This is a genomic window from Parafrankia colletiae, from assembly GCF_001854655.1.
Taxonomy (GTDB): Bacteria; Actinomycetota; Actinomycetes; order Frankiales; family Frankiaceae; genus Parafrankia; species Parafrankia colletiae.
The window spans coordinates 86,048-107,434 of record NZ_MBLM01000047.1; the positions used below are offsets into that span (position 1 = coordinate 86,048).

At 73.5% G+C, this 21,387-nt stretch carries 17 protein-coding genes; 8 read left to right on the forward strand and 9 right to left on the reverse strand.

Annotated elements, in window-relative coordinates; translation table 11 throughout:
* Positions 1 to 295 precede the first annotated feature (295 nt).
* Both CC117_RS07315 and CC117_RS07320 read right to left on the reverse strand, forming a co-directional pair.
* Entirely contained in the window at positions 296 to 736 is a 441-nt protein-coding gene (locus CC117_RS07315; protein WP_071082977.1) for a cold-shock protein, read from the reverse strand.
* 97 nt (positions 737 to 833) lie between these two features.
* Complete coding sequence (locus CC117_RS07320; protein WP_071082978.1) at positions 834 to 2,444, reverse strand: MFS transporter; 1,611 nt, start codon at positions 2,442 to 2,444, stop codon at positions 834 to 836.
* Between the two features lie 114 nt (positions 2,445 to 2,558).
* Here CC117_RS07320 and CC117_RS07325 point away from each other — a divergent pair, with 114 nt between their 5' ends.
* Positions 2,559 to 3,035, forward strand: coding sequence for a MarR family winged helix-turn-helix transcriptional regulator (locus CC117_RS07325; protein ID WP_071082979.1), 477 nt, complete (start codon positions 2,559 to 2,561; stop codon positions 3,033 to 3,035).
* 319 nt (positions 3,036 to 3,354) lie between these two features.
* Positions 3,355 to 4,029 carry a SnoaL-like polyketide cyclase gene (locus CC117_RS07330; protein WP_071082980.1) on the forward strand — a complete coding sequence of 225 codons (675 nt, stop codon included), beginning with the start codon at positions 3,355 to 3,357 and terminating at the stop codon, positions 4,027 to 4,029.
* Here the strand turns inward: CC117_RS07330 and CC117_RS07335 are convergent.
* The gene (locus tag CC117_RS07335) at positions 3,998 to 6,247 is read right to left on the reverse strand and encodes a sensor histidine kinase (protein ID WP_071082981.1); all 2,250 of its coding nucleotides are present in this window, start codon (positions 6,245 to 6,247) and stop codon (positions 3,998 to 4,000) included. The genes CC117_RS07330 and CC117_RS07335 overlap by 32 nt on opposite strands.
* A gap of 230 nt (positions 6,248 to 6,477) precedes the next feature.
* Here CC117_RS07335 and CC117_RS07340 point away from each other — a divergent pair, with 230 nt between their 5' ends.
* From CC117_RS07340 to ppk2, 3 genes are all read left to right on the forward strand, one after another.
* Positions 6,478 to 7,407, forward strand: coding sequence for an aminotransferase class IV (locus tag CC117_RS07340; protein WP_071082982.1), 930 nt, complete (start codon positions 6,478 to 6,480; stop codon positions 7,405 to 7,407).
* Positions 7,408 to 7,453: 46 nt separating this feature from the next.
* Positions 7,454 to 8,764 carry a nickel pincer cofactor biosynthesis protein LarC gene (gene larC / locus CC117_RS07345; RefSeq protein WP_241829907.1) on the forward strand — a complete coding sequence of 437 codons (1,311 nt, stop codon included), beginning with the start codon at positions 7,454 to 7,456 and terminating at the stop codon, positions 8,762 to 8,764.
* Between the two features lie 327 nt (positions 8,765 to 9,091).
* Positions 9,092 to 9,904: a polyphosphate kinase 2 gene (gene ppk2 / locus CC117_RS07350; protein WP_071083077.1), complete on the forward strand. Its 813-nt coding sequence runs from the start codon at positions 9,092 to 9,094 to the stop codon at positions 9,902 to 9,904.
* 205 nt (positions 9,905 to 10,109) lie between these two features.
* Here the strand turns inward: ppk2 and CC117_RS07355 are convergent, their stop codons facing one another.
* Entirely contained in the window at positions 10,110 to 10,331 is a 222-nt protein-coding gene (locus CC117_RS07355) for a hypothetical protein (protein WP_026311544.1), read from the reverse strand.
* Between the two features lie 258 nt (positions 10,332 to 10,589).
* Here CC117_RS07355 and CC117_RS07360 point away from each other — a divergent pair, with 258 nt between their 5' ends.
* Positions 10,590 to 12,185 (forward strand): ABC transporter substrate-binding protein, encoded by a 1,596-nt coding sequence (locus CC117_RS07360; protein WP_071082983.1) that lies wholly within the window; start codon positions 10,590 to 10,592, stop codon positions 12,183 to 12,185.
* Between the two features lie 12 nt (positions 12,186 to 12,197).
* Here CC117_RS07360 and CC117_RS07365 read toward each other — a convergent pair whose 3' ends face one another.
* The gene (locus CC117_RS07365) at positions 12,198 to 13,190 is read right to left on the reverse strand and encodes a ParA family protein (protein WP_071082984.1); all 993 of its coding nucleotides are present in this window, start codon (positions 13,188 to 13,190) and stop codon (positions 12,198 to 12,200) included.
* Between the two features lie 327 nt (positions 13,191 to 13,517).
* Here CC117_RS07365 and CC117_RS07370 point away from each other — a divergent pair, with 327 nt between their 5' ends.
* Positions 13,518 to 14,639: a DUF2637 domain-containing protein gene (locus CC117_RS07370; RefSeq protein WP_241829908.1), complete on the forward strand. Its 1,122-nt coding sequence runs from the start codon at positions 13,518 to 13,520 to the stop codon at positions 14,637 to 14,639.
* A gap of 82 nt (positions 14,640 to 14,721) precedes the next feature.
* Here CC117_RS07370 and CC117_RS07375 read toward each other — a convergent pair whose 3' ends face one another.
* Both CC117_RS07375 and CC117_RS07380 read right to left on the reverse strand, forming a co-directional pair.
* Positions 14,722 to 15,708, reverse strand: coding sequence for an NAD(P)-dependent oxidoreductase (locus CC117_RS07375; protein WP_241829909.1), 987 nt, complete (start codon positions 15,706 to 15,708; stop codon positions 14,722 to 14,724).
* Positions 15,709 to 15,812: 104 nt separating this feature from the next.
* The gene (locus tag CC117_RS07380) at positions 15,813 to 16,349 is read right to left on the reverse strand and encodes a MarR family winged helix-turn-helix transcriptional regulator (protein ID WP_241829910.1); all 537 of its coding nucleotides are present in this window, start codon (positions 16,347 to 16,349) and stop codon (positions 15,813 to 15,815) included.
* A gap of 133 nt (positions 16,350 to 16,482) precedes the next feature.
* Here CC117_RS07380 and CC117_RS07385 point away from each other — a divergent pair, with 133 nt between their 5' ends.
* Positions 16,483 to 18,000 carry an MFS transporter gene (locus tag CC117_RS07385; protein ID WP_071082987.1) on the forward strand — a complete coding sequence of 506 codons (1,518 nt, stop codon included), beginning with the start codon at positions 16,483 to 16,485 and terminating at the stop codon, positions 17,998 to 18,000.
* A gap of 48 nt (positions 18,001 to 18,048) precedes the next feature.
* Here CC117_RS07385 and CC117_RS07390 read toward each other — a convergent pair whose 3' ends face one another.
* Complete coding sequence (locus tag CC117_RS07390; RefSeq protein WP_241829911.1) at positions 18,049 to 19,485, reverse strand: histidine kinase; 1,437 nt, start codon at positions 19,483 to 19,485, stop codon at positions 18,049 to 18,051.
* An 8-nt stretch (positions 19,486 to 19,493) separates the two neighbouring features.
* Positions 19,494 to 21,272 (reverse strand): sensor histidine kinase, encoded by a 1,779-nt coding sequence (locus tag CC117_RS07395; protein ID WP_071082989.1) that lies wholly within the window; start codon positions 21,270 to 21,272, stop codon positions 19,494 to 19,496.
* Positions 21,273 to 21,387 lie beyond the last annotated feature (115 nt).

Sequence of the window (21,387 nt, forward strand, 5' to 3'; positions counted from 1 at the left end):
CACGGCTCGCCGTTCGCCGGTGACGGTGGACAACGCCAGGCAAGGAAGCCGACCATGCCATGTACGCGGCGAAGCGCAGCGGCAAGGTCCATCTCGTCACCGGGCGTCGACGGTCGGCACCCGCCGGGCCGCCGTGGACCCGCGCCTCTCGCCCGTCTCGCCCGTCTCGCCCGTCTCGCGTGCCGCTCGCGCGGACGGGGTCGGGCGCGCCTGACCTACCGCCGGAAGCGGCGGCCACCGCGGCGGACGGCCGAGCCGGCCCCGCCGCGGCCAGGCCGGGCGGGGCCGGCTCCGGTCAGTTCTCGACCCAGCCGTACTTGCGCGCGACGCTCGCGAGCTGGCGGCGCACATGCAGGATCTGCGTGCCGGTCAACGCCGGCTCGGTCTGCAGCAGAACCTCGGTGATCTCCTGCGTGAACTCGTCCAGCGGCAGGACGTCACACAGCCCGTCGCCGCCGTCATCCGGCCGCACCGGTACCGACACCGGGCCGGCCCCGCCGATCGAGGAGACACCCGCGGGCACCGCCGCGGGGCTGCGCAGGATCCTGGCCGACGACGCCTTCCGGCYGCGGTCGCTGTCCTCGACGTCGAACTCCATCACCACGCCCGGGACCACCAGGCTCTTCTCGACGAGGAGGTCGTTCGCGTGCAGGAAGACGTCCTCACCGCCGTCACTCGGGGCGATGAAACCATAGCCACGGACATGATCGAAACGAAGAACTTTACCCGTACTCACAACTCACCCACAACCCCTAGGAAAACCCCATATCGGCACACTGCCGACCGCGCCCGCCCGTCACCACGAGACCGGACCGTGGCAGTCGCCCGACATCTTAGGCAAGCCACGCTCCGGCGTCGCCGGGTTTCGCCGCCACGGGGGTGGCGATGGTGGTGGCGGGGGTGGCGGGACGCCGCGGGGCCGGCGTGACCGCGCCGAGAACGACGTCCTGCCGGGCGTCGCTCCCCACCGCGGCGGCCACGACCGCCGCCGGCGCCCGCCTCGCCTCGGGCCCGGGGCCCGGACCGGGGATGCACAGGCCGAGCAGCACCGCCAGGGCCGCCGCACCGGCGCCCAGCAGAAAGACCGCCTGGAAACCCGCCGCGGACGGCACCTGCCCACCGTCGAAGGCGACGGTCATGCTCGCGAGCAGGGCGCCGACGACAGCGGCCGACGACGAGGTGCCCAGGGAGCGCATCAGCGTGTTCAGGCCGTTCGCCGCCGCGGTCTCGGTGTCGGGCACCGCCGCCATGATCAGGGTGGGCATCGAGGCGTAGGCGAGCGCCACCCCGACCCCGGAGATCAGGCCGATCAGTACCGTCTGCCAGATCGAGTGCATGAACCACGCGCTGATGAGGTAGCCGACGCCGATGATCCCGGAGCCCAGCACGAGGGTCACCCCGGCGCCCCACCGCGCGGAGACCCGGGCGGTGAACGGCGAGGCGAGCATCATGACGACGCCGAACGGGGCGAAGCACACCCCGGCGGCGATCATCGACTGGCCCAGCCCGTAGCCGGTGGCCGTCGGCAGCTGCAGGATCTGCGGCACCGCCAGCCCCATCCCGTACATGGCGAAACCGACGACCACCGAGGTCAGGTTGGTCATCAGCACCCGGGGGCGGGCGCTGACCCGCAGGTCCACCACCGGGGACGGGTGCCGCAGCTCCCAGGGTCCCCAGAGCAGCAGGAGCACGGCCACCGCGGCAAGGGCCGTACCGACGGTGGCGGGAGACACCCAACCCCAGGTGCCACCCTTGGAGATCGCCAGCAGCAGGCAGCTCACCCCGGCCGCGAGCCCGATCGCCCCGACGACGTCGAAGCGGCCCGGCGCCGCCTCGCGGACCGGCGACTCGGGCACGACCCGCCAGAGCAGGAGCAGGATCGCCAGGCTGAGCCCGGTGGCCATCCAGAACAGAACGTGCCAGGTGAAGGTCTGGGCGATCACCGCGGCCACCGGCACGCCGAGCGCGCCGCCGATACCGAGCGAGGAACTCATCAGGCCGAGGGCGGAGCCGAGCCGCTCGGCGGGCAGCTCGTCGCGCAGCAGGCTGATGCCCAGCGGGATCAGCCCCGTCGACAGGCCCTGCAGCCCGCGGCCGACCACCATCGGCGCCAGCGAGGTGCTGAGCGCGCAGACCAGCGAGCCGAGGACGAGCAGCCACACGCTGCCGAGCATGACTCTGCGCTTGCCGTACATGTCGCCGAGCCGCCCCGCGACGGGCGTCGCGACCGCGCCGGCGAGCAGGGTGATCGTGATGATCCAGCTGGTGTCGGCTGCCGGGGCGTGGAACAGCCGCGGCAGCGCCGGGATGATCGGCACGACCAGGGTGTGCATGAACGAGGCGACGGTGCCCGCGACGGCCAGCACGGCGATCAGCAGCCGGGGGCTGGGGGTGGTGGAACGGGACCGCCGCCCCCGGAAGGCCGGTTCCGCTTCTGCCGTCACAAATATGCATGGTACACGCACCATGCATAGTGCACATCCGCGAGCCTGCCGCCGTAGACTGGGGAAAAGTCACACCCTCCGCCCCGGCCGCGGAGGCGTCGCGCGGAGGCACGGGTGCAGGACAGCCTGCGGGATCTCGAACGAGAGCTGATGCTGCTCAGCCGGCATCACATCCTGCCCGCGGCGGCCCGCCGCCGCCGCGCTCCGCACCTCGACCGCTCCGCCTACCTGCTGCTCAGCCGGCTCGAGGCGGAAGGGCCGATGAGCATCGGCCAGCTCGCCGAGGCGTTCTCGCTCGACGTCTCCACCGTCAACCGGCAGACCGCCGCGATGCTGCAGGCCGGCCTGGCGGAACGCATACCCGATCCGGACGGCGGCCTCGCCCGCAAACTGGCGATCACCCCCGAGGGCGCCCGCCGGGTCGCCGAGTACCGCGAGATCGTCCTGAGCCACCTCGGCGACCTGGTCGGCGACTGGTCACCGGACGACGTGCGCACCTTCGCCGACATGGTCGAGCGCCTCAACGCCGGCATCGAGACCCGGCACGGGCAGCGCGTCTGGCCACGCCCCGCGCGGCTGCCCGCACAGTAGGAACCCACCAGCGCCCACGAGGACGTCCACCCGACAGGCGGGCGTCCGTCCAGGGGCATGCCACGGAGGGTGAAACCAGGGCACCCCTGGGCTACCCTTCGGCCCTCCCCGATGGTCCATGTGCCCCTGCCGGCGGGACCTTCGACGTTCCGCGGAGGACAAACGGCGCGGACCTGGCAGGTTGTTCTCCGTCCAGACTCGGATTAGACCTGATTTGCGCTGATTAGTCGCAATTTGACGGGACGCCATTGCCGTCCCGAGCAGGGCCTGGGCACGTCACCCGACCGCACGACGTATCGGAACCACGGAGGACGACACGGTGAGCGACGACAGCCCGACCGGCACGACTCCGCTGCATCTCCAGGGCCGGGACGCGGTCATCGCCGCGTGCCCCGACGCCCGCTGGCGCCACGGCGCCCCGCCCGACTACCACCTCTCCCGGGAGGTCATGCCCGGCGAGCGCACCACCCGGCACGAGCCCGGATCGCTCGCCGACGTCGTCGAGCAGCTCGTGCAGGTCTTCGAGATGGAGCTGTCCCACAAGGCCGACCCCGCGCAGTGGGTCAGCATGGTCACCGACCGGATCAAGGTCAGTCTCAACGGCGGCCCGCCCGCGGACGCCGCCGAGCTCGCCGAACGCGGCAGCTACAACATCCTGATCGGCGAGAACCCCTACTACTCGGCTGCCGAGGAGAGCTTCGAGTCCTCCCACCAGGTCTTCCACCAGGYCTTCCCCAGTGGTTTCTTCTGGGAGGTCCTCGAGGTGTACTCGCCGCCGCCCGTGATCACCTTCAAGTGGCGCCACTGGGGCACCTTCAGCGGCCCCTACAAGGGCACCGAGCCGACCGGCGAACGCGTCGAGCTCTACGGCGTCACGGTCGCTCGCTGCGCACCCGACCTGCGCCTCGTGGAGACCGAGCACTTCTACGACAACACGACGTTCCTGGGAAGCCTGTCCGGCGTCACACCCCGACCGGGGTCGGCCCAAGCCTGAAGATCGTCCGCCGGATGTCGTCGATGGTCGAGTCGAGTCCGGTGATGGCGGCGTTCAGCCGGGCCGCGGTGACGTCACCGACGGCCCGGCTCAGCGACTGCAGGTGCAGGCCGATCGCGAACAGCCGCTGGATGACGAGGTCGTGCAGGTCCCGGGCGATGCGCTCGCGGTCCTGGACGACGGCGGCGCGGGCACGGTCGCGGTGCGCCTCGGCGAGGTGCACCGCCATCGCGGCATCGTGCGCGAACGCACCGGCCAGCTCGGGGTCCCGCGCGGCGAACGGTGCGGCGTCCGGGCTGTTCCCCAGAACGAGCGCACCCATCGGTCGCTCCGCGGCGGTGAGCGGGATGACCAGCGCCTCCCGCAGTCGCGCCGCCGTGGCCAGGTCCACCGGCCCGTCCCGATCCGCCTCCGGCCGCGCTGCCATCCCAGCCCGGGCTGCCATCCCAGCCCGGGCTGTCGCCTCGTCCCGCGTCGGCACGTCGTGGGCGGCCGTGAGCGGGATCGGGCCGCTCCAGGACTCGGACTCGTCCAGCCCGTCGACATGGACGGGTCTGCCGGCCAGGAACTCCGCCCGGTTCTCCGCCGCCTCCAGCGCCAGCGCCAGACCGTGCAGCGTCTCCGGATCGCAGTGCCGGTGCGGGGCGGCGTCGACCTCGGTGGCGATCAGGTTGCCCGCCTCGTCGGGCAGCGCGACAGCACCCACATCGGCGGACGTCACCCCGCGTGCCAGCGATGCCAGCAGCATCAGCGCCTGCTGCTGGCCGGCGACCATCGCCCCGGCGGTGACCTCGGCACGGGCCGCGAGCCACGCTCGGCCCCGCTCGGCCTCCTCGTGGCGTGTCCGGGCACGACGCTCGGCCGCCTCCCGGTCGGCCGCGGCACCGAGCAGGTGCGCGACGGCCTGGACGAAACGGGCCTCGTCGGCGGTGAACCGGCGCGGCATCGTGCTGGCCGCGGCGAGCACCCCGAACGGCGCGGCGGACGAGCCGACCCGGGCGGCGAGCGCCGCCTGCGCCCGGCCCGCGTCCGACCATCCGCTGCGCAGATGCGGACTGGCATCGAGGTTGTTCGCGACGACCGGCTCGTCGACGTCGAGCGCGAGGTGGACGAGGGACCGGGCCTCGATCGCGAGCGGTCCGGTGAGGTAGATCGGCCCGGTACCCAGTGCTGCGGGCGCGGCCGACGCGGGCGGTTCGGCCACCCGCGCGAGCCCGCCGGACGCCGCGGCGTCGCCGGCATCGCGGATGACCTCGCAGACCGCGACCTCCAGGGTCGCGGAAACCAGCTCGACCGCCTCGGTGAGCAGCGCCGGCAGATCAGCGCCGGCCAGTGCATGCTGCCCCAGCCGCGCCAGACCCGCCTGCCGGCGCTCGGCGTGGCGCAGATCGGTGATGTCACACAGCGACACCGCCGCCAGCTCCTCGCCGCCCTCCTCGTACGGGATCACCGAGGCTCGCAGCGACCGGCCGGCCCCGCCCGCACCCACAAGTTCCAGGTCGCCGAGCTGGGCGCGGCCCGTCCGCAGCGCGACCGGAACCAGCCCCCACTCCCCGCTCAGGGAGCGGGACCGCCAGTCCGCCGGGCGGGCCCGCTCGGCGAGCCGGTCCAGCGGGTCGCCCACCCGCAGCGGTACATCGACCAGCCGCTCGACCGCGCCCGAGGACCGGCGCAGCCGCAGGTCCCGGTCATAGACGGCCACGCCGGTGGGCAGCTCGTCGGAGCGGCCGGCGGTGACGGACTCCAGCAGCGTGGCGTGCTCCCCGACCACCTGGGCCGCGAACCGTGAGCCGGACACGTCGACGATCGTCCCGGTGTTGCCGAGTGCCTCCCCGGCCGGCCCGCGCAGCACCGTCGCCCGGATCTGGACCCGCCGGTAGCGACCGTCACGGGTCCGGTAGCGGGCCTCGTACAGGCACTGGCCCGTGGTGCCCCGCGCCAGGTCGGCGAACACCGCGGACGCGTAGGCGGCCTCGTCCGGGTGGACGTAGTCCAGGAACCGCGCGCCCAGGCTGGGGCCGACCTCGTGGCCGGTCAGATCCGTCCAGGCCCGGTTCAGGTAGGTCCAGCGGCCGTCGGCGTCGGTCCGGAAGACGACCTCGCTCAGCAGGTCCAGCAGGTGCACGGCGGACGTCTCCGCCGCCGCCCGGCCCGTCCCGCCGCCGCCACGGGACCAGGGCCGGCCCGCCGCCTGCGCGTGCCTTGTCTCGGACGTCACCGAAGACCCCCATCCATCACGGCTGCAGTCGTCGCCCGCACCCGGCGCGAGGGGACGGGAGATCCTCTTCGGAGATGCCACCGTACGCGCCGGCGGAAGTGCCCGCCGGCAGAACAACATCCTCCTCGGTTCACCCCGTGTGATCTCCCCCGGGGCTCTCCCCGCGCGCCCCGAAACCACTGCGGCCACAGCCCGCGGAACCTCGCCGGTCGCAGCTCTGACGGTCTACCGTGAACGCCGTGGAGCCGCCGCCGTACATCGAGGTCGACGGCCGTCCCGCCGACGGAACCGGCCTGCGTGACCTCGCGCTGTCCAATGACGGACACCTGACCACGATGCAGGTCCGCGCCGGCCGGGTCCGTGGGCTCGCCCCGCACCTGAGCCGGCTCGACCACGCCAACCAGGAGCTCTACGGCGCCCCCCTGGACGCCGGCCTCGTCCGCGACCGGATCCGCCACGCGCTCGCGGTCGCACCGGCCGCCACGGCACCTCCGACCGTCGCGGCACCGGCCGAGGCCGGGCAGGCGGCCGGAGTCCCGGCCCGCAGCGTGGACGCGACCGTGCGGGTGGTGGTCTTTCCGACCGGGCCGGGCGCGGTCTCGGTCCTGGTCTCCGTCGGCCGGCCCGCCGAGCCCGCCAGCGCACCGCTGCGGCTGTGCTCGCTGCGGTACCAGCGGCCGTTCGCGCACATCAAGCACCTCGGCACCTTCGGCCAGCTCCACGGCAGCCGGCTCGCCCGCCGGCGCGGCTTCGACGACGCCCTGCTCGTCACCACGGACGGCCGGGTCTGCGAGACGACGGTCGCCACCATCGGTTTCGTCGCCGCCCCTGCCCGCGGCCGCACCGCGGGCCCGGCCACGGTGATCTGGCCGGAGGCACCGTCACTGTGCGGCGTGACCATGACGCTGCTCGACGAGCAGCTCCGTGGCACCGCCCTCGCCTCCCCGCCCGCCTCAGGCACGGGGCCGCCGACGGTTGCGGGGACGCGGCGGGAACCGGTCCGGTTGGCCGAGGTCGGCGGGTTCCACACCGTGTTCGTCGCCAACGCCCGCGGGCTGGCGGCCGTCGAGCGCATCGACGACACCCTCGTCCCCCCCGACCCCGAGGTCATGGCCGGACTGCGCCGCCTGTACGCCGCCGTCCCCTGGGACGAGATCTGACAGCGGGCGGTGAGGGGCTGCCCGCCGCCGGCCATGATGAGGGGCCATGACGGGCGACTTCCCCGCGGCGACGGTCGGCTGGCTCGACGCCACCGGCGGCATCAGCGGCGACATGTTCCTCGGCGCCTGTGTGGACGCCGGGGTCGACCTGGCTGTCCTGCACTCCGTCGTGGCCGCTCTCGGGCTGGCCGACGCGGTCACCCTGGACGCCCGGACCGTGCACCGCGGCGGCCTGCGGGCGACGCAGGTCCTGGTCCGGTGCGCACCGGCGGCCGAGCAGCCCACGCGGGGGCTCGGCGACATCCTCGGCCTGCTCGACGCCTCCGGCCTCGACCCGGTCGTGCGGCGACGGTCCGCGGACGTGTTCCGCGCCCTGGGAGCCGCCGAGGCACACGTGCACGGCCGCCCGGTCGAACAGATCCACTTCCACGAGGTCGGCGCGCTCGACAGCATCGCGGACGTCGTCGGGGCCGTCGCCGCCCTGCGGGCACTGGGCGTCGAGCGCCTGGTGTGCAGCCCGCTGTCGCTCGGCGGCGGCCGGATCGGCACAGCCCACGGGGCGATCCCCCTGCCTGGACCAGCGGTGCTCGAGCTGGTCCGTGCCAGCGGAGCGCCGGCGGCCGGCGGGCCGGTCGACACCGAACTGGCCACCCCGACGGGTGTCGCGCTGGCCGTCACCCTCGCGGAGAGTTTCGGCGCGATGCCGCTGATGCGCACCACCGCCGTCGGTCTCGGTGCCGGCGGCCGCGAGATCCCCGGGCACCCGAACGTCGCCCGGCTCGTCGTGGGCCAGCCGGATCTCGCCGGGGCCGGGCCGGCGCACGGCGCCCGCCACGGCGACAGCGTCGTCCTGGAAACCAACGTCGACGACCTGGACCCGCGGCTGTGGCCGTCCACCCTGGAAGCCCTGCTCGCCGGCGGCGCGGCGGACGCCTGGCTCACCCCGATCCTGATGAAGAAGGGCCGACCGGCACACACGCTTTCGGTGCTGTGCGACCCCGACGCCGTCGACCGCGTCCGCGACGTGCTCTTCCGCCACACCACGTCGATCGGGGTCAGGGAGCACGTCGTCACGAAGACCGCGCTGGCCCGCCGCGCACTGCGGGTCGAGGTGGCCGGCGGCCAGGTGGGCGTGAAGGTCGCCTCCTCCCACGGCGAGGTCGTCAACGTCTCGGTCGAACACGACGACGTCCTCGCGGTCGCCGAGTCATCCGGCCTGCCCCCGAAGGTCATCCTCGACTGTGCGCGTTCCGCCGCAGCGGCTCTGCTCCACCCTCACGTGCCGCGACGCCTTGAAGCGCACGCGTATATGCACCCGCATCCCGAGGAGTTGACCGACCAGGAAACGCCTCGTTGAGCTCACTGGTCGGCCGATAGTTCACCGAATGCTCCCAGTTTCGCGGGCTACGGTCCCAGGCCGCGAGGGTGACCTGCCGTTGCGCGGCCTCGAGCTGCGCGGCGATCCACGCCGCCCAGTCGGCGTCCGGCCGGGCGCGGGCGTGGCTCTCGATGCGGACCGGCGCCGTTCCGGGCTCGTCCGAGAGACGGACAGTCGGGCGGGCCGCGCCTACGCTGGGCGGGACTGCCGCGTTCAGCCCGGGGCGAGGGTGCCCCGAGCCGATCTTCCCGAGGGGCCGCCGTGACCGTCCATCCGAGCCAGGACGGCACCGCCGTTCCGAAGCACGTGGCCGACGGCGCCGCCGTGGCCGCGCCCGTCCGGCTGTCGAAGGGCGGGTACGAGAAGGAGCTCGCCCGGCTGCAGACGGAGCTGGTGCGGATGCAGGAGTGGATCGTCTCCACGTCGACCCGCCTGGTCGTCGTGATGGAGGGCCGGGACACCGCGGGCAAGGGCGGCACGATCAAGCGGATGACGGAGCGACTCAACCCCCGGCACTACCGGGTGGTCGCGCTCGGCAAGCCCAGCGAGCGGGAACGGGCGCAGTGGTACTTCCAGCGGTACATCACCCATCTCCCGGCCGGCGGGGAGATCGTCTTCTTCGACCGCAGCTGGTACACCCGCGCCGGGGTGGAGCGGGTGATGGGCTTCTGCTCCGACGAGGAGTACGAGGAGTTCCTGCGGTTCTGCCCGCAGTTCGAGCGGGCCCTGGCCCGGTCGGGCATCAGGCTGGTCAAGTACTGGCTCTCGCTGAGCGACGACGAGCAGGAGCGCCGCTTCACCGAGCGGATCAGGAACCCCGAGAAGCGGTGGAAGCTGTCGGACCTCGACCTGCAGGCCCGGGCGCACTGGGTCGACTACGCCGAGGCCAAGGACCAGATGTTCGCCTACACCGACATTCGGGAGGCGCCCTGGTCCGTGGTCGACGCGGACGACAAGCGCAGCGCGCGGCTGAACCTGATCAGCCATCTGCTGTCGACGGTGCCCTACGAGCGGGTCTCCCACCCGGACGTGATGCTTCCGCCGCGGCAGAACCGGGGTTACCAGCGACCGCCGATCGACAGCCAGACCTGGATCCCCCGCCGTTACATCGTCGGGTAGGCCAGACATCTCGCCGGGTGGACCGGACGTCACCGGACTCGGCGCTCGCCGGGCACAGCGCTCGCCGGGCACGGTGGCCCTCGGGCCCGGTACCGGTTTCCGGCGTCGCCGAAGGCCGGCGGCACCCGACCGGTGGCGCCGCCTGCTGACTGCACCGGGCACCGACGCCGTCCGGTGAACGGACGGCGTCGGTGCACCGGCGGTGTCAGAGGTGGGACATGCCCTCGAAAGGGCTGGGGATGCGTTCCTGGCGGGAACCGAAGTCCACCAGGACGGCGCTCTCCCCCTCGACCCGGGTGACCCGACCGAGCCCGTAGGAGTCATGCACGACCCGGTCACCCTCGGCGAACCGGGGGGTCGGCACCACCACGGGTGCCTTGAACGGGCTGGTCGGCAGGTGGCGTCTGGGAACTGCTGACTGGCTCATCTCTGCCAGTATGCAACGCGTGGGCCCGGCGCGGTTGGTGGCACACCGCCGGATCCGGGCCACCGGCCCCTCCGCACCGCGTCCCCAGCGCATCCGCCCTGGTCACCAGCACCTCAAACGGTCGTTCAGCATTTCGCGAATGTTGCCGGATCGGACCCGGCGCCCCGTCTACGCTGTGACAGACAGGTGACTTACCGCCAGCTGGCCCCGGGCCCGCCGCCTTCCGCGGAGTGCGCCGGCACCCACGAGAGGACGACGATGATCCGTCGAGGACGATTACTCGCCACTGCCGCCGCCTGCTGCGCCGTGCTGGCCTTCGGGACCGCCTGCGGCGGCGACAGCGGCTCCACCGCGGCGCCGGGGACCGGCGGCACGGGCGGGCCGGGCGGGCCGGGCGGCGAACCGGTGGCCGGTGGCACCGCGCAGGTCATGCAGATCCGCGAGCCGTCCTCGATGGACCCGGTGACCATGACGAACGCCTGGCAGATCAGCGGATTCCTCGGCAACGCCCTGTACGGCACGCTGCTCGTCAACGACGCGCGCACGGACGAGATCCACTACACCATGGCCGAGTCGTTCGCCTCGACCGACAACGGCGCGACCTTCACGCTGCGGCTGCGGCCCGGCCTGCTCTTCTCCGACGGGACCGCGCTCGACGCCGCCGCCGTCAAGATCAACTGGGACCGGCACCGCGACCCGGTGCTCGCCTCGCCGTACCTGTCCGAGGCCTCGCTGATCGCCGCGACCGAGGTGGTGGACGCGACCACCCTCGCGGTGCGGATGACGGAGCCGGTGCCGAGCTTTCCGCGCGCGCTGCTCACGACGTCCATGAACTGGATCGCCTCCCCGGCCGCGCTGGCCGGTGACCGCGCCGCGTTCGACCGGGCGCCGGTCGGTGCCGGGCCGTACACCCTGAAGAGCTGGACCCGCCAGGACCGCATCCAGCTGACCCGCAACGCCCGCTACTGGGACGCCCCGCGCCCCTACCTGGACGAGATCACCATCCGCACCTCGAACGACGCGGGGCAGCGCTACAACACCCTGGTCAGCGACGGCGCCGACATCGTCATCGAGACCAACGCGGACAGCCTCGCCCGCGCGGCGAAGGCCGGGTACACGACGGACGTCACCCCGCTGAGCGGCGGGCTCTTCCTGGCGATGAACATGCGACGGCCGCCGTTCGACGACCTCCGCGCCCGCCGCGCCGTCGCCGCCGCGATCGACCTGGAGGCGTTCGATCTCGCGGTCTACAACGGTGCGGCGACGACCGTCGACACGCTGTTCTCCGAGACGTCGCCGCTGTATGTCGACACCCCGCTGCGCCGGCAGGACCGGGCGCTCGCGCAGCGTCTGTTCGACGAGCTGGCCGCCGAGGGCACACCGGTGTCGTTCACGTTCACCGGTTACAACACCTCGGAGATGAAGGACACCGCCGAGAACATCCAGGCGCAGCTCAGCTCGTTCGACAACGTCACAGTGGACGTCCGGGCAGTCGACTTCGCCGAGAACACCCGCCTGGCGACCACACACGACTTCGACATGCTCGTCTGGTCGTCGAGCTTCATCGACCCGGACCCGCGGGTGTGGACGGCGTTCCGCAGCGACTCGCGGGGCAACTTCCCAGGTGTCGACGACGACCAGCTCGACGCCGCCCTGCGGACCGGCCGCACCGCGACCGCCACCGAGCAGCGCCGGGCCGCCTACGGGACGTTCCAGGACCGCCTGGTCGCCCTGGTGCCCGGCGTCTTCACCGTCCGGGTGAACCCGGGCGTGATGGCCGCTCAGGACGTCGGTGGCGTCACCCAGTACGGGCTGGGCTCGCTGCTTCCCGAACGACTGTGGATCACCCGGTGACGCGCCGGGCGGTCAGGACATCCAGGCGGAGGTGACGGGCACGGCGGCGTCCTCGACCGGGGCGGCCTCGCCGCGGGCCGCCCCGATCCGGACCAGGAACTCCTCGACCAGGCCGAACAGCTCGCGGGCCAGGTCGAGGGTGAGGTCCGGGGAGAGCACCGCCGGCAGYGGCAGGTCGACGGCGCCGGCGAAGCCCCGGTTGTTCACCCGCAGCATCGCGTCGAAGACCGGGATCCCGAGCTGGCGGGCCCCTTCGATGTGCGGGCGCAGGAAGCGGGTCGGTGCCCCGCGGTAGTACTGCACCATCGTCAGGACGACCCCGAGCAGCCTCGGTTCGAGCGGCTTCACCACCGGGTGCAGCCCGGACTGGAGCTCGGCGACCCGGTTGTACTCCCAGACGAAACGGCCGAGCCGGCGCATCAGGTGCTCGACGCCGAGGGTCGACTGGTTGTCCGGCCGGGACGGGATGAGCAGGTGGTCGCAGGCGGCCACGGCCGCCCGGGTGATCACCCCGAAGTGGGACGGGCAGTCGAGGATGACCAGGTCGTAGTCGGACGGGTCGAAGGACGCGAGCCCCAGCGCGAGCTGCTGGTAGACGTCGAAGTAGTACCGGGTGGACCGGTGCGCCTGCGCCCCGCCGAGCCGCCCTACGAGATCCATCTCGATGTCGCCGAGGGCGGTGTGCGATCCGAGCAGGTCCAACCGGCCCCCGCCCTCGGCGATGACGGCGGCCGCGGCCGGCGGCGTCGTGACGTACCCGGCCAGCGGCGGTGGGGCGGTGTGCGGACGCCAGGACTCGAACCAGGCCTTGACGGTGCGGCGCCGGTCCGCGAGACCGGCCTGCCAGGTCTCGGCGTCGTAGAAGTTCAGTGTCAGGTTCGCCTGCGGATCCAGGTCGACCAGCAGGACCCGCCGCCCCATCCGCGCGATCGCCGCGCCGATGTTGGCGGACAGTGTGGTCTTGCCCACCCCGCCCTTGTAGCTGGCGATCGTCACGACCTTCACCGCAGCCTCGCTCCCGGTCGTGCGCCCTGACGAGATGCACACTACGGCCCATTCCACCCCTGTCCCGCATTCCGTCCGCAATCGCCACGCATTCCGCCGGCAATACGGCAACACCCGGACAGTGGGCCGCCGCGGCGGGAGACCGCCCGCCGCCTGAGGTCACGGACCGGGTACACCCGGGCGCACACACGCACGGACCGCTGGTGCGGACAGCACCGGAGTGGTAGCCGGCCCGGCCCCGATTTCGCGTCGTCCGTGCTGCGTGTCATCGTCTGCGGAGAGAACTTGCCGGACTTACGGCTCAAAGCCGGAAATCAGGTGATCGGTGTGGAAAACGGCAATGCGGCGGCAGTGCCACGACGGGCCGCAGGACGCTCCGACCGGGCGATCCGGATCACGACCGTGGTGGCGGTGGCCACGGTCGCCGCCGTCGCGGCATTCGTGTCCTATCGGCACATGCGCGGTGTCGCTCTCCTGCACGGCGAGGACACGGTGACCGCCACCGTCCTGCCGTTCAGCGTCGACGGTCTGATCGTGGCAGCCTCCATGGCGATGCTGGCGGACCGGCGGGCCGGGCGGCGGCGGTCCTGGCTGTCCGCCACCCTGCTGGCGGCGGGCGCCTGCGCGTCGCTCGCCGCGAACGTCCTGCATGCCGACCCGACGGCGACCGCCCGCATCATCGCCGGCTGGCCACCGCTGGCGCTGCTCGGCTCGTACGAGCTGCTCATGCGCCAGATCCACCCCGCGCGCCGGTCGTCCGCCGCGACCGCCGCGACCGTGACGGACGCCGGGACTGTGGAGGACGCCGAAGCCCTGGCGGACGCCGGGGTCGGCGCCGCCGCCACCGAGTCCGTCCCTGCCACCACGACCGCCGTGGTACCTGTCACGGCCCAGGCAGCCCCCGCCACCCCCCCAGCCGACTCCGCCGACATCCCCACGGGTCCCGCCGCAGCGGCGCCTGCAGGGGCCGCTGCGGCGCACGCGCAGTCCACGGCGGGGCCGCCCGCCACCCGCACGGAGGCCGACCGGCTCACAGCCGCGGCATCCCCCGCCGCCGAACCAGTCGAACCAGTCGAACCAGTCGAACCAGCCCGCCCGGCTGCGCCGGCCGCGTCAGCTGACACGCCCGCGCACGTCGGCGGGCCGCGGCGCCTCACGCCGGTTCCGTTCAACGGTCTCGACACGACGGATCCGTCGGTGAAGCGGGCGGCGATCATCCGCGCGCTCGACGAGACCGGTGGCTCGGCGACCGCGGCGGTCTCGCTGCTCGGCCGGTGGGGCGTCACGGTCAGCAAGAGCTGGGTGTACCAGGTCCGCAAGGAGACCCGGTACGCGAACCTGCAGACCGGGCCGCTGCCGGTGCCCGCACCGCGGGCGCCCCGCGGCGGGAGTACGGGGCGGCGCCGGGGCATGGCGGCCGCACCGTCACTCACGGTCCCCTCGCGCTGACGCCCGCACCGCCGCCAGACGCGTCCGTCCCGCCGGCGCCGACACCGACGCGGGTGTCAGCCGGCGCGGCGGCAGACGGATCTCAGGAGCTGACCGCCCCGTCGGAGTCGTCGACAGCGCGCGGACCGGTCGCGGCACCGGTGGCTCCGGTGCCAGCGGTGGCACCGGAGGCCCCAGGGTCGGCGGCGAGGTGCGGCGGATGCGTCTCGGCGCGGCGCAGGCGGATGACGGCGGTCGCGTCGAGGCCGCCGTCACCGCGCTCCTGCGCCGCGGCGTAGTCGGCCTCGGCGCGGGCGGCGAACGGGAGCGGGATGCCGCGGCGGGCCGCCTCGGCCAGGCAGATGCGCAGGTCCTTGCGCATCCAGTCGACGGCGAAGCCGAAGTCGAACTCGTCGCGGACCATGGTGTGTCCGCGGTTGTTCAGGTACCAGCTGCTGGCCGCGCCGCCGCCGACGGCGGCCAGCACGAGATCGGTGTCGAGGCCGGCCTCGGCGGCGAAGTTGAGGGCCTCGGCGGCGCCCGCGATGGCGGCCGCGACGAGGATCTGGTTGACCATCTTGGTCAGCTGGCCGCTGCCGACCGGCCCGATCCGGGTGATCGTGCTGCCGTAGGCGGCCAGGACCGGGCGGACCGTCTCGAGCGTCCGCGGGTCGGCGCCGCACATGATGCTGAGCCGACCGGCCTGCGCCCCCGCCTGGCCGCCGGAGACCGGGGCGTCGACGAACCCGACACCGGCCCGCGACGCCTGGCCCGCGATCTCCACGGCGAGCTCGGCGGAGGTGGTGGAGTGGTCGACGACGGTGGCGCCGGGGCGCAGCACACCGAGCGCACCCGCCGGGCCCGTGATCACCTCGCGGACGTCCGCGTCGGCACCGACGCAGACACAGACGACGTCCGCGCCCGCCGCGGCCGCGGCGGGGGTGGGGGCTGCGGTGCCGGAGTGACGCTCCAGCCACCGGTCGGCGGTCGCCGCAGTGCGGTTGTGGACGACGGTGGTGAAGCCCGCCGCGGCGAGATGCCCCGCCATGGGGAAGCCCATGGTGCCGAGACCGATGAAAGCCACCTTCATGCCGGCACGCTCCTGTCCCGCCGCCACGGCGGCTCGGTCACCTCTGGTGCCCGGCCTGGCGCCCGGTCGTTCCCGGGGGCCTCGATCGCCCGGGCCGGCGCCGGTCAGAGGGCACCCAGCAGGGTGCGCAGGGCGTCGTCCAGATGCTGGCGCTGTTCCGGTGTGAGATGGGCGGCCAACCGGGCGAAACGCGTCACCTGCTCGGTGAACGCGGCGTCGATGATGACCCGCCCCCGCTCGGTGAGTCCCACCCGGAAGCTGCGCCGGTCGGCCGGATCCAGCCGGCGCTCCACCAGCCCGGCGTCCTCCAGCCTGTCGAGCCGGTTGGTGATACCGGCCCGCGACATCATCAGCTTCTCGGAGAGCTGGGAGGGGATCAGCACACACGGCGGGCCGACCGCGCGGAGCGCGGCGAGCACCTCGAAGTCGCCGGACGTGAGTCCGTACTGCTCCAGGGGGTCGCCCTTCGAGCCGAGCGCGGTGACGAACACCTTCATCCGCGCGAAGGTTCCGAGGGCACTGATGTCGAGGTCGGGGCGCTCGCGCTGCCAGTGTTCGACTACGTCGTCGATCTGGTCCGGAGCATGCCCGTCGATACATGCGTTCCAGGCGCCGTCCACGGCACGAGTGTATTTGATCATCGTCCTCTCACGCTAGAAATTAGTTTGATGCAGTACTATCAGTCCTCGTACTGTCTCGTGTCGAACCAACAGCGGCCGCCCCGTAGTGGCCACTCCGACAGACCGCAACCACCGGACACCAGGAGATCTTTCCGTGACCGCATCCACCGACATCGTCGGCGACGGGCAGTCATCAGTCGCCTCGGACGGGTCACCGGGGACGAGCCCGCAGGTCGACCCTCGGCGCTGGCTCGCGCTGGGCATCATCGCCATCGCTCAGCTGATGGTCGTCCTCGACGCGTCGATCGTGACCATTGCGCTCCCCCACGCCCAGGCTGACCTGGGCATCTCCACCGCCGACCGGCAGTGGGTCATGACCGCCTACACGCTCGCCTTCGGCGGCCTGCTGCTCCTCGGCGGCCGCATCGCGGACTTCCTCGGCCGCAAGCGGATCTTCATCTGGGGGCTCATCGGCTTCGCCGGAGCCTCCGCGCTCGGCGGCGCCGCCCCGAACGCCGAGTTCCTGTTCGCAGCCCGGGCGCTGCAGGGTGCCTGCGCGGCGCTGTTGGCGCCGGCGGCACTCTCGCTGATCACCGTGACCTTCACCGAGGGCAAGGAGCGGGCCCGGGCGTTCGGCGTCTACGGCGGGATCTCCGGCGGTGGCGCGGCCATCGGCCTCATCGTCGGCGGTCTGCTCACCGAGTACGCGTCCTGGCGGTGGTGCCTGCTGGTGAACATCCCGATCGCGCTGGCCGCGGCGGCCGCGGCGCTGCCGATCGTCCGGGAGAGCAAGGCCGAGGGCAAGGCGAGCTATGACATCCCGGGCGCGGTGACCGTGACCGCCGGCCTGGTCGCGCTGGTCTACGGCTTCACCGTCGCCGCCGAGGACGGCTGGGGTTCAGCCACCACGATCGGCCTGCTCGTCGGGTCGGCAGTGCTGCTCGCCGCGTTCGTCGTCATCGAGACCCGCACGAAGGCCCCGCTGCTGCCGATGCGCGTCCCCCTGGAGCGCAACCGAGGCGGGTCCTTCCTGGCATCGCTGCTCATCGGCGGCGGGCTCTTCGCGATGTTCCTGTTCCTCACGTTCTACTTCCAGTCGACGCTGGGGTACAGCGCGCTGCGCAGCGGCTTCGCCTTCCTGCCGTTCAGCGTGGGCATCATCGTCTCGGCCGGTCTGTCCAGCCAGTTCCTTCCCCGGGTCGGCCCCAAGGCACTGATGATCGGCGGCAGCGTGCTCGCCGTGGCCGGCCTGCTGCTGCTCAGCCAGATCGGCGTCGACTCCAGCTACGTCGCCCTGGTGCTGCCGGCGGAGCTCCTGATCAGCTTCGGGATGGGCTTCGCCTTCGTCCCGATGTCCAGCGTGTCGCTGCTGGGGGTCGCCGAGCACGACGCGGGTGTGGCCAGCGCCCTGGTCAACACCACCCAGCAGGTCGGCGGGTCGCTCGGGGTGGCACTGCTCAACACCGTCTACGCCACGGCCGTGACCGACTACCTCACCTCGCACGGCACCGGCCCGGCCGCCCAGGCGCAGGCGGCGGTGGAGGGGTACACGACCTCGTTCCTGTGGAGCGCGGCGCTGATCGCGCTGGCTCTGATCTCCGTGATCGTGCTCGTCAGGGCCGGCCGGGACGACGTGCCGCAGGGTGACGGGATCCCGATCCACGCCGGCTGACGCCGGTCATCACGGCCGGATGACGGACAGCGGGTCAGGCGGCGGTGGTCATCCCGGCCCGGGGGTGCGTGGCGGGCCGTCCGCCGCCTCCCCGGGGCCGAGGCCACGGCCCAGGTCGCGGACCTCCTGGTTGGCGGCGAGCAGTCCCTCGCGCAGCTGGCGGAGCACCGTCCGGGTGCCGGCCGGGTCGGCGGGCTGGGCCTGGGCGTCGGCCGCGACCAGCACGAGCTCCATCAGCCGCCGCTGCATGCCGTCGTGCAGGTCGGCGGCCATCCGGCGGCGCTGGGCGGCCTGCGCGCCGGCGACCTGCTGGTGGGCCGCATGCGACTCGACCAGCCGGGCCCGGGCGGCGACCTGGAGCTGGGCGTTCTCCAGCGCCAGCTGCCCGGCCCGCAGGGCGGCCTCGGTGTAGGCGTTGTCGGTGCCGAGGGCCGGGTCACCGGTCACCACGGCGAGCACTGCGCCGTCTCCGGTCCGCACCTCCCGGGCCCAGCGGGGCGCCGTGGCCAGGCCACGATCGCCCACCTCCGCGCGGTCCAGGGCGGTCGGGCCCAGGTCGGTCAGGTGGAGGTCGGTGGGGCGGCCGTCGACGTCCACGTAGCCGGGAAGGCCGGGCAGCCGGAAGCAGATCTCGACCGTCGGGTCACGCAGCACGGTCCGCAGCGCGTCCCGGACGCTGTGGACGGTGGCGGGGTCGGCGAGGCGCAGCACCCGGTCGGCCGCGGTGACCACCCCGAGCGCCCGGCGCGCGGCGGCGACCACGAGCACCACCGGGAACACCGCGAGCACGATGCTCTGGACCGCGATCCCCCGCATGACACCGTCCAGGCCGTCCACCTCGATCGGCGGGGTGAGTACCGCGACGGTGACGATCGCGCCGCCCACCATGCTCAGGACGAGCGGGGCCACCACCCGCTCCGGGCCGCGCAGGCTGCGGACCCGCCGGAACAGCAGGACCGCGAAACCGACCGCCAACAGCGGGATGATCACCTGGAATCCGTCGCTCAGCGCGCCGAACACCGACCGGTGCGCCAGCCAGCCGGGCCACCAGGCGTCCGCGGCGTAGCCGTTCCACTCCGGCCGGGAGGTGACCACGCTGAGGGCCATCACCGGGCCGAGCGCGACGGCCGCCGCGGCGGTGAGCACCCGGTCCGCCCGGCCGGCCAGCCGCCCCTGCGGGTAGCGCAGCAGCGCCAGGCCGAACAGGACGTAGAAGGCGCAGTTCCCGGCGATCCCGAGCACCGGCAGGATCCCGGTGTTCCAGCTCATCGCCCAGGTCGCGAGCCAGGCCAGGCCCGCGCCGACGAGCGGGCGGCCACAGCCACGCAGCGGCCCGGCGGGCAGCATCAGCACGCCGGCGCCGGTCAGGCCACCCGCGATCAGGACGTTCACCACCGCGATCGCCGGGGCACCTCCCAGGTAGGGCCATCCGACGGCCAGCGTCGCCGCGCCGGCCGCGGCACCCGCACCGGCCGCGGCCGCCACCCGGCCGTTCACGGCGCCGCGGCGGTCGGGACGGTGACCCGCACCGTCGTCCCGGCGCCCGGCGGGCTGGCGAGGTCCACACTGCCGCCGGCCGCCTCCGCCCGGTCGCGCAGACCCGCCAGGCCCCCGGACGTTCCCTCGGCGGCGCCGCCGCGCCCGTCGTCCCGCACCTCCACCACCAGCCACTGCGCGCCTCCCGACAGCCGCACCCGCGCCGACGCCGCCCCCGCGTGCTTGACGACGTTCGCCAGCAGTTCCGAGACGGCGAAGTAGACCGTGCGCTCGGCCAGGTCGCCGTAGGGCCCGGGCCCGGTCAGGGCGATCTCGACGTCCACCGGCAGTGCGAGCCGACCGGCGGCGGCGCGCACCGCCCCGGCCAGGCCCTGGCTGCGCAGGATCTCCGGGTCCAGGCCGCGGGCGATCGTGCGTACCTCGTCGTTCGCCGCGAGCAGGCCGGCGCGGATGTCGCCGAACACCGTCGCCGACGCCCCCGGGTCGTCCGCGGACCACTCGGCGGCACTGACCATCATCGCCAGGGCGAGCAGCCGCTGCTGGACGCCGTCGTGCAGGTCACGGGCGATCCGGTTTCGCTCGACTGCCTCGGCCTCCTCGACCCGCCGCTGCGCCGCCCGGGTCTCGACCAGCTGTGCCTGGATGGCTACCTGCAGCTGGGCGTTCTGCAGCGCCAGCCGGGCGGCCCGCAGCGCCGCCCCGGTGAACGCGGCGTGCCCGCGGCGCAGCACCGACCGGCCGGTGACGAGGGCGAGCATCTCACCGGACGGAGCTGACACCGGCTGACGCCAGGCCGGCCCGGGATCGCCGTCGGGCTCGGCGGGCTCCCCGTCGACGTCGACGAAGCGGCCCTCGTCCGGCAGCCAGAAGTACAGGTCGACGGTGTCGTCGCGCAGCACCCGGCGCAACGCGTCCCGGACGGCGGTGACCGTGGTCGGGCCACCGCCGGGCCGCAGCATCCGGTCCGCGGACGTCGCGACCGTGACGGCGCGCCACAGCTCGCACAGCACCAGCGCGAACGGAAGCACCGCCAGTGTGGCGCCCTGCTCGGCGACGTTGTCGGCGTTATGGCCGGGTTCCCGGTTGTCCAGGGTCGGCGAGAGCACCGCCAGGCCGATGACGACAAAGCTCAGCGCGACCAGCGCCGGGGCGAGCACCGACCGCTCCAGGCCGTACAGCCGGGCCCAGCGCCGCCCGACCAGCGCCACGAACACGGCCGCCAGCACCGGGTTGACCACCAGGTAGACATCGCTGATCGCGCCGAACAGCGCGTCGCTGGCCGCCAGTGTCGGCCAGGACGCGTCCGCGTCGAAGCCGTTCCACTCCGGCTCGGAGACCAGGATCGACAGCGCCGCCAGCGGGCCGTAGGCGAGGGTCGTGAGGGCGCCGGCCCACCAGTCCAGGCGGCCGGTCGGGATCCCGTCCGGGTAGAGCAGGACGCCCCAGCCGAAGGCCACGAAGAACAACGCGTTGGCGAGGAAACCGAGGGCCGGCAGCGGGCCGACGTCCCAGCCCAGTAACCAGGTGAGGGCCCAGCACAGGCCGGCGGCCACGGCCATCCAGCCCGTCCGCCGCAGCGCCGGGGAGCCTGCGAGCAGGACCCCGGAGACGACGAACGCGCCGGCCACGAAGGCGTTGACCGCCGCGAGGGCGTGCTCGCCACGCCAGTAGGGCCACCCGGCGGCCACGGTGAGCGCCGCGGCCGCCGCCCCGCAGGTGATCGCGGCCAGCAGCAGGCGATACCGGGACCAGCGGGGGACGGAGCTCGTCGACACGGACCCCTTCCCTCAGCCAGCCGGCACCGAATCCGGGCGGCCGGGGCCGCCGTGTGCACCGGGGCCGCCGCTCCGTATGACGATCATCCCATGCACGCCCTGCTGCCGGCCGGGC

What these genes read in the sequence shown, in the direction of transcription:
- larC (WP_241829907.1), top strand. Translation starts at nt 7,454, where the DNA reads ATGACGGGCGACTTCCCCGCGGCGACGGTCGGCTGGCTCGACGCCACC.
- CC117_RS07355 (WP_026311544.1), bottom strand. Translation starts at nt 10,331, where the DNA reads ATGAGCCAGTCAGCAGTTCCCAGACGCCACCTGCCGACCAGCCCGTTC.
- CC117_RS07360 (WP_071082983.1), top strand. Translation starts at nt 10,590, where the DNA reads ATGATCCGTCGAGGACGATTACTCGCCACTGCCGCCGCCTGCTGCGCC.
- CC117_RS07375 (WP_241829909.1), bottom strand. Translation starts at nt 15,708, where the DNA reads ATGAAGGTGGCTTTCATCGGTCTCGGCACCATGGGCTTCCCCATGGCG.
- CC117_RS07380 (WP_241829910.1), bottom strand. Translation starts at nt 16,349, where the DNA reads ATGATCAAATACACTCGTGCCGTGGACGGCGCCTGGAACGCATGTATC.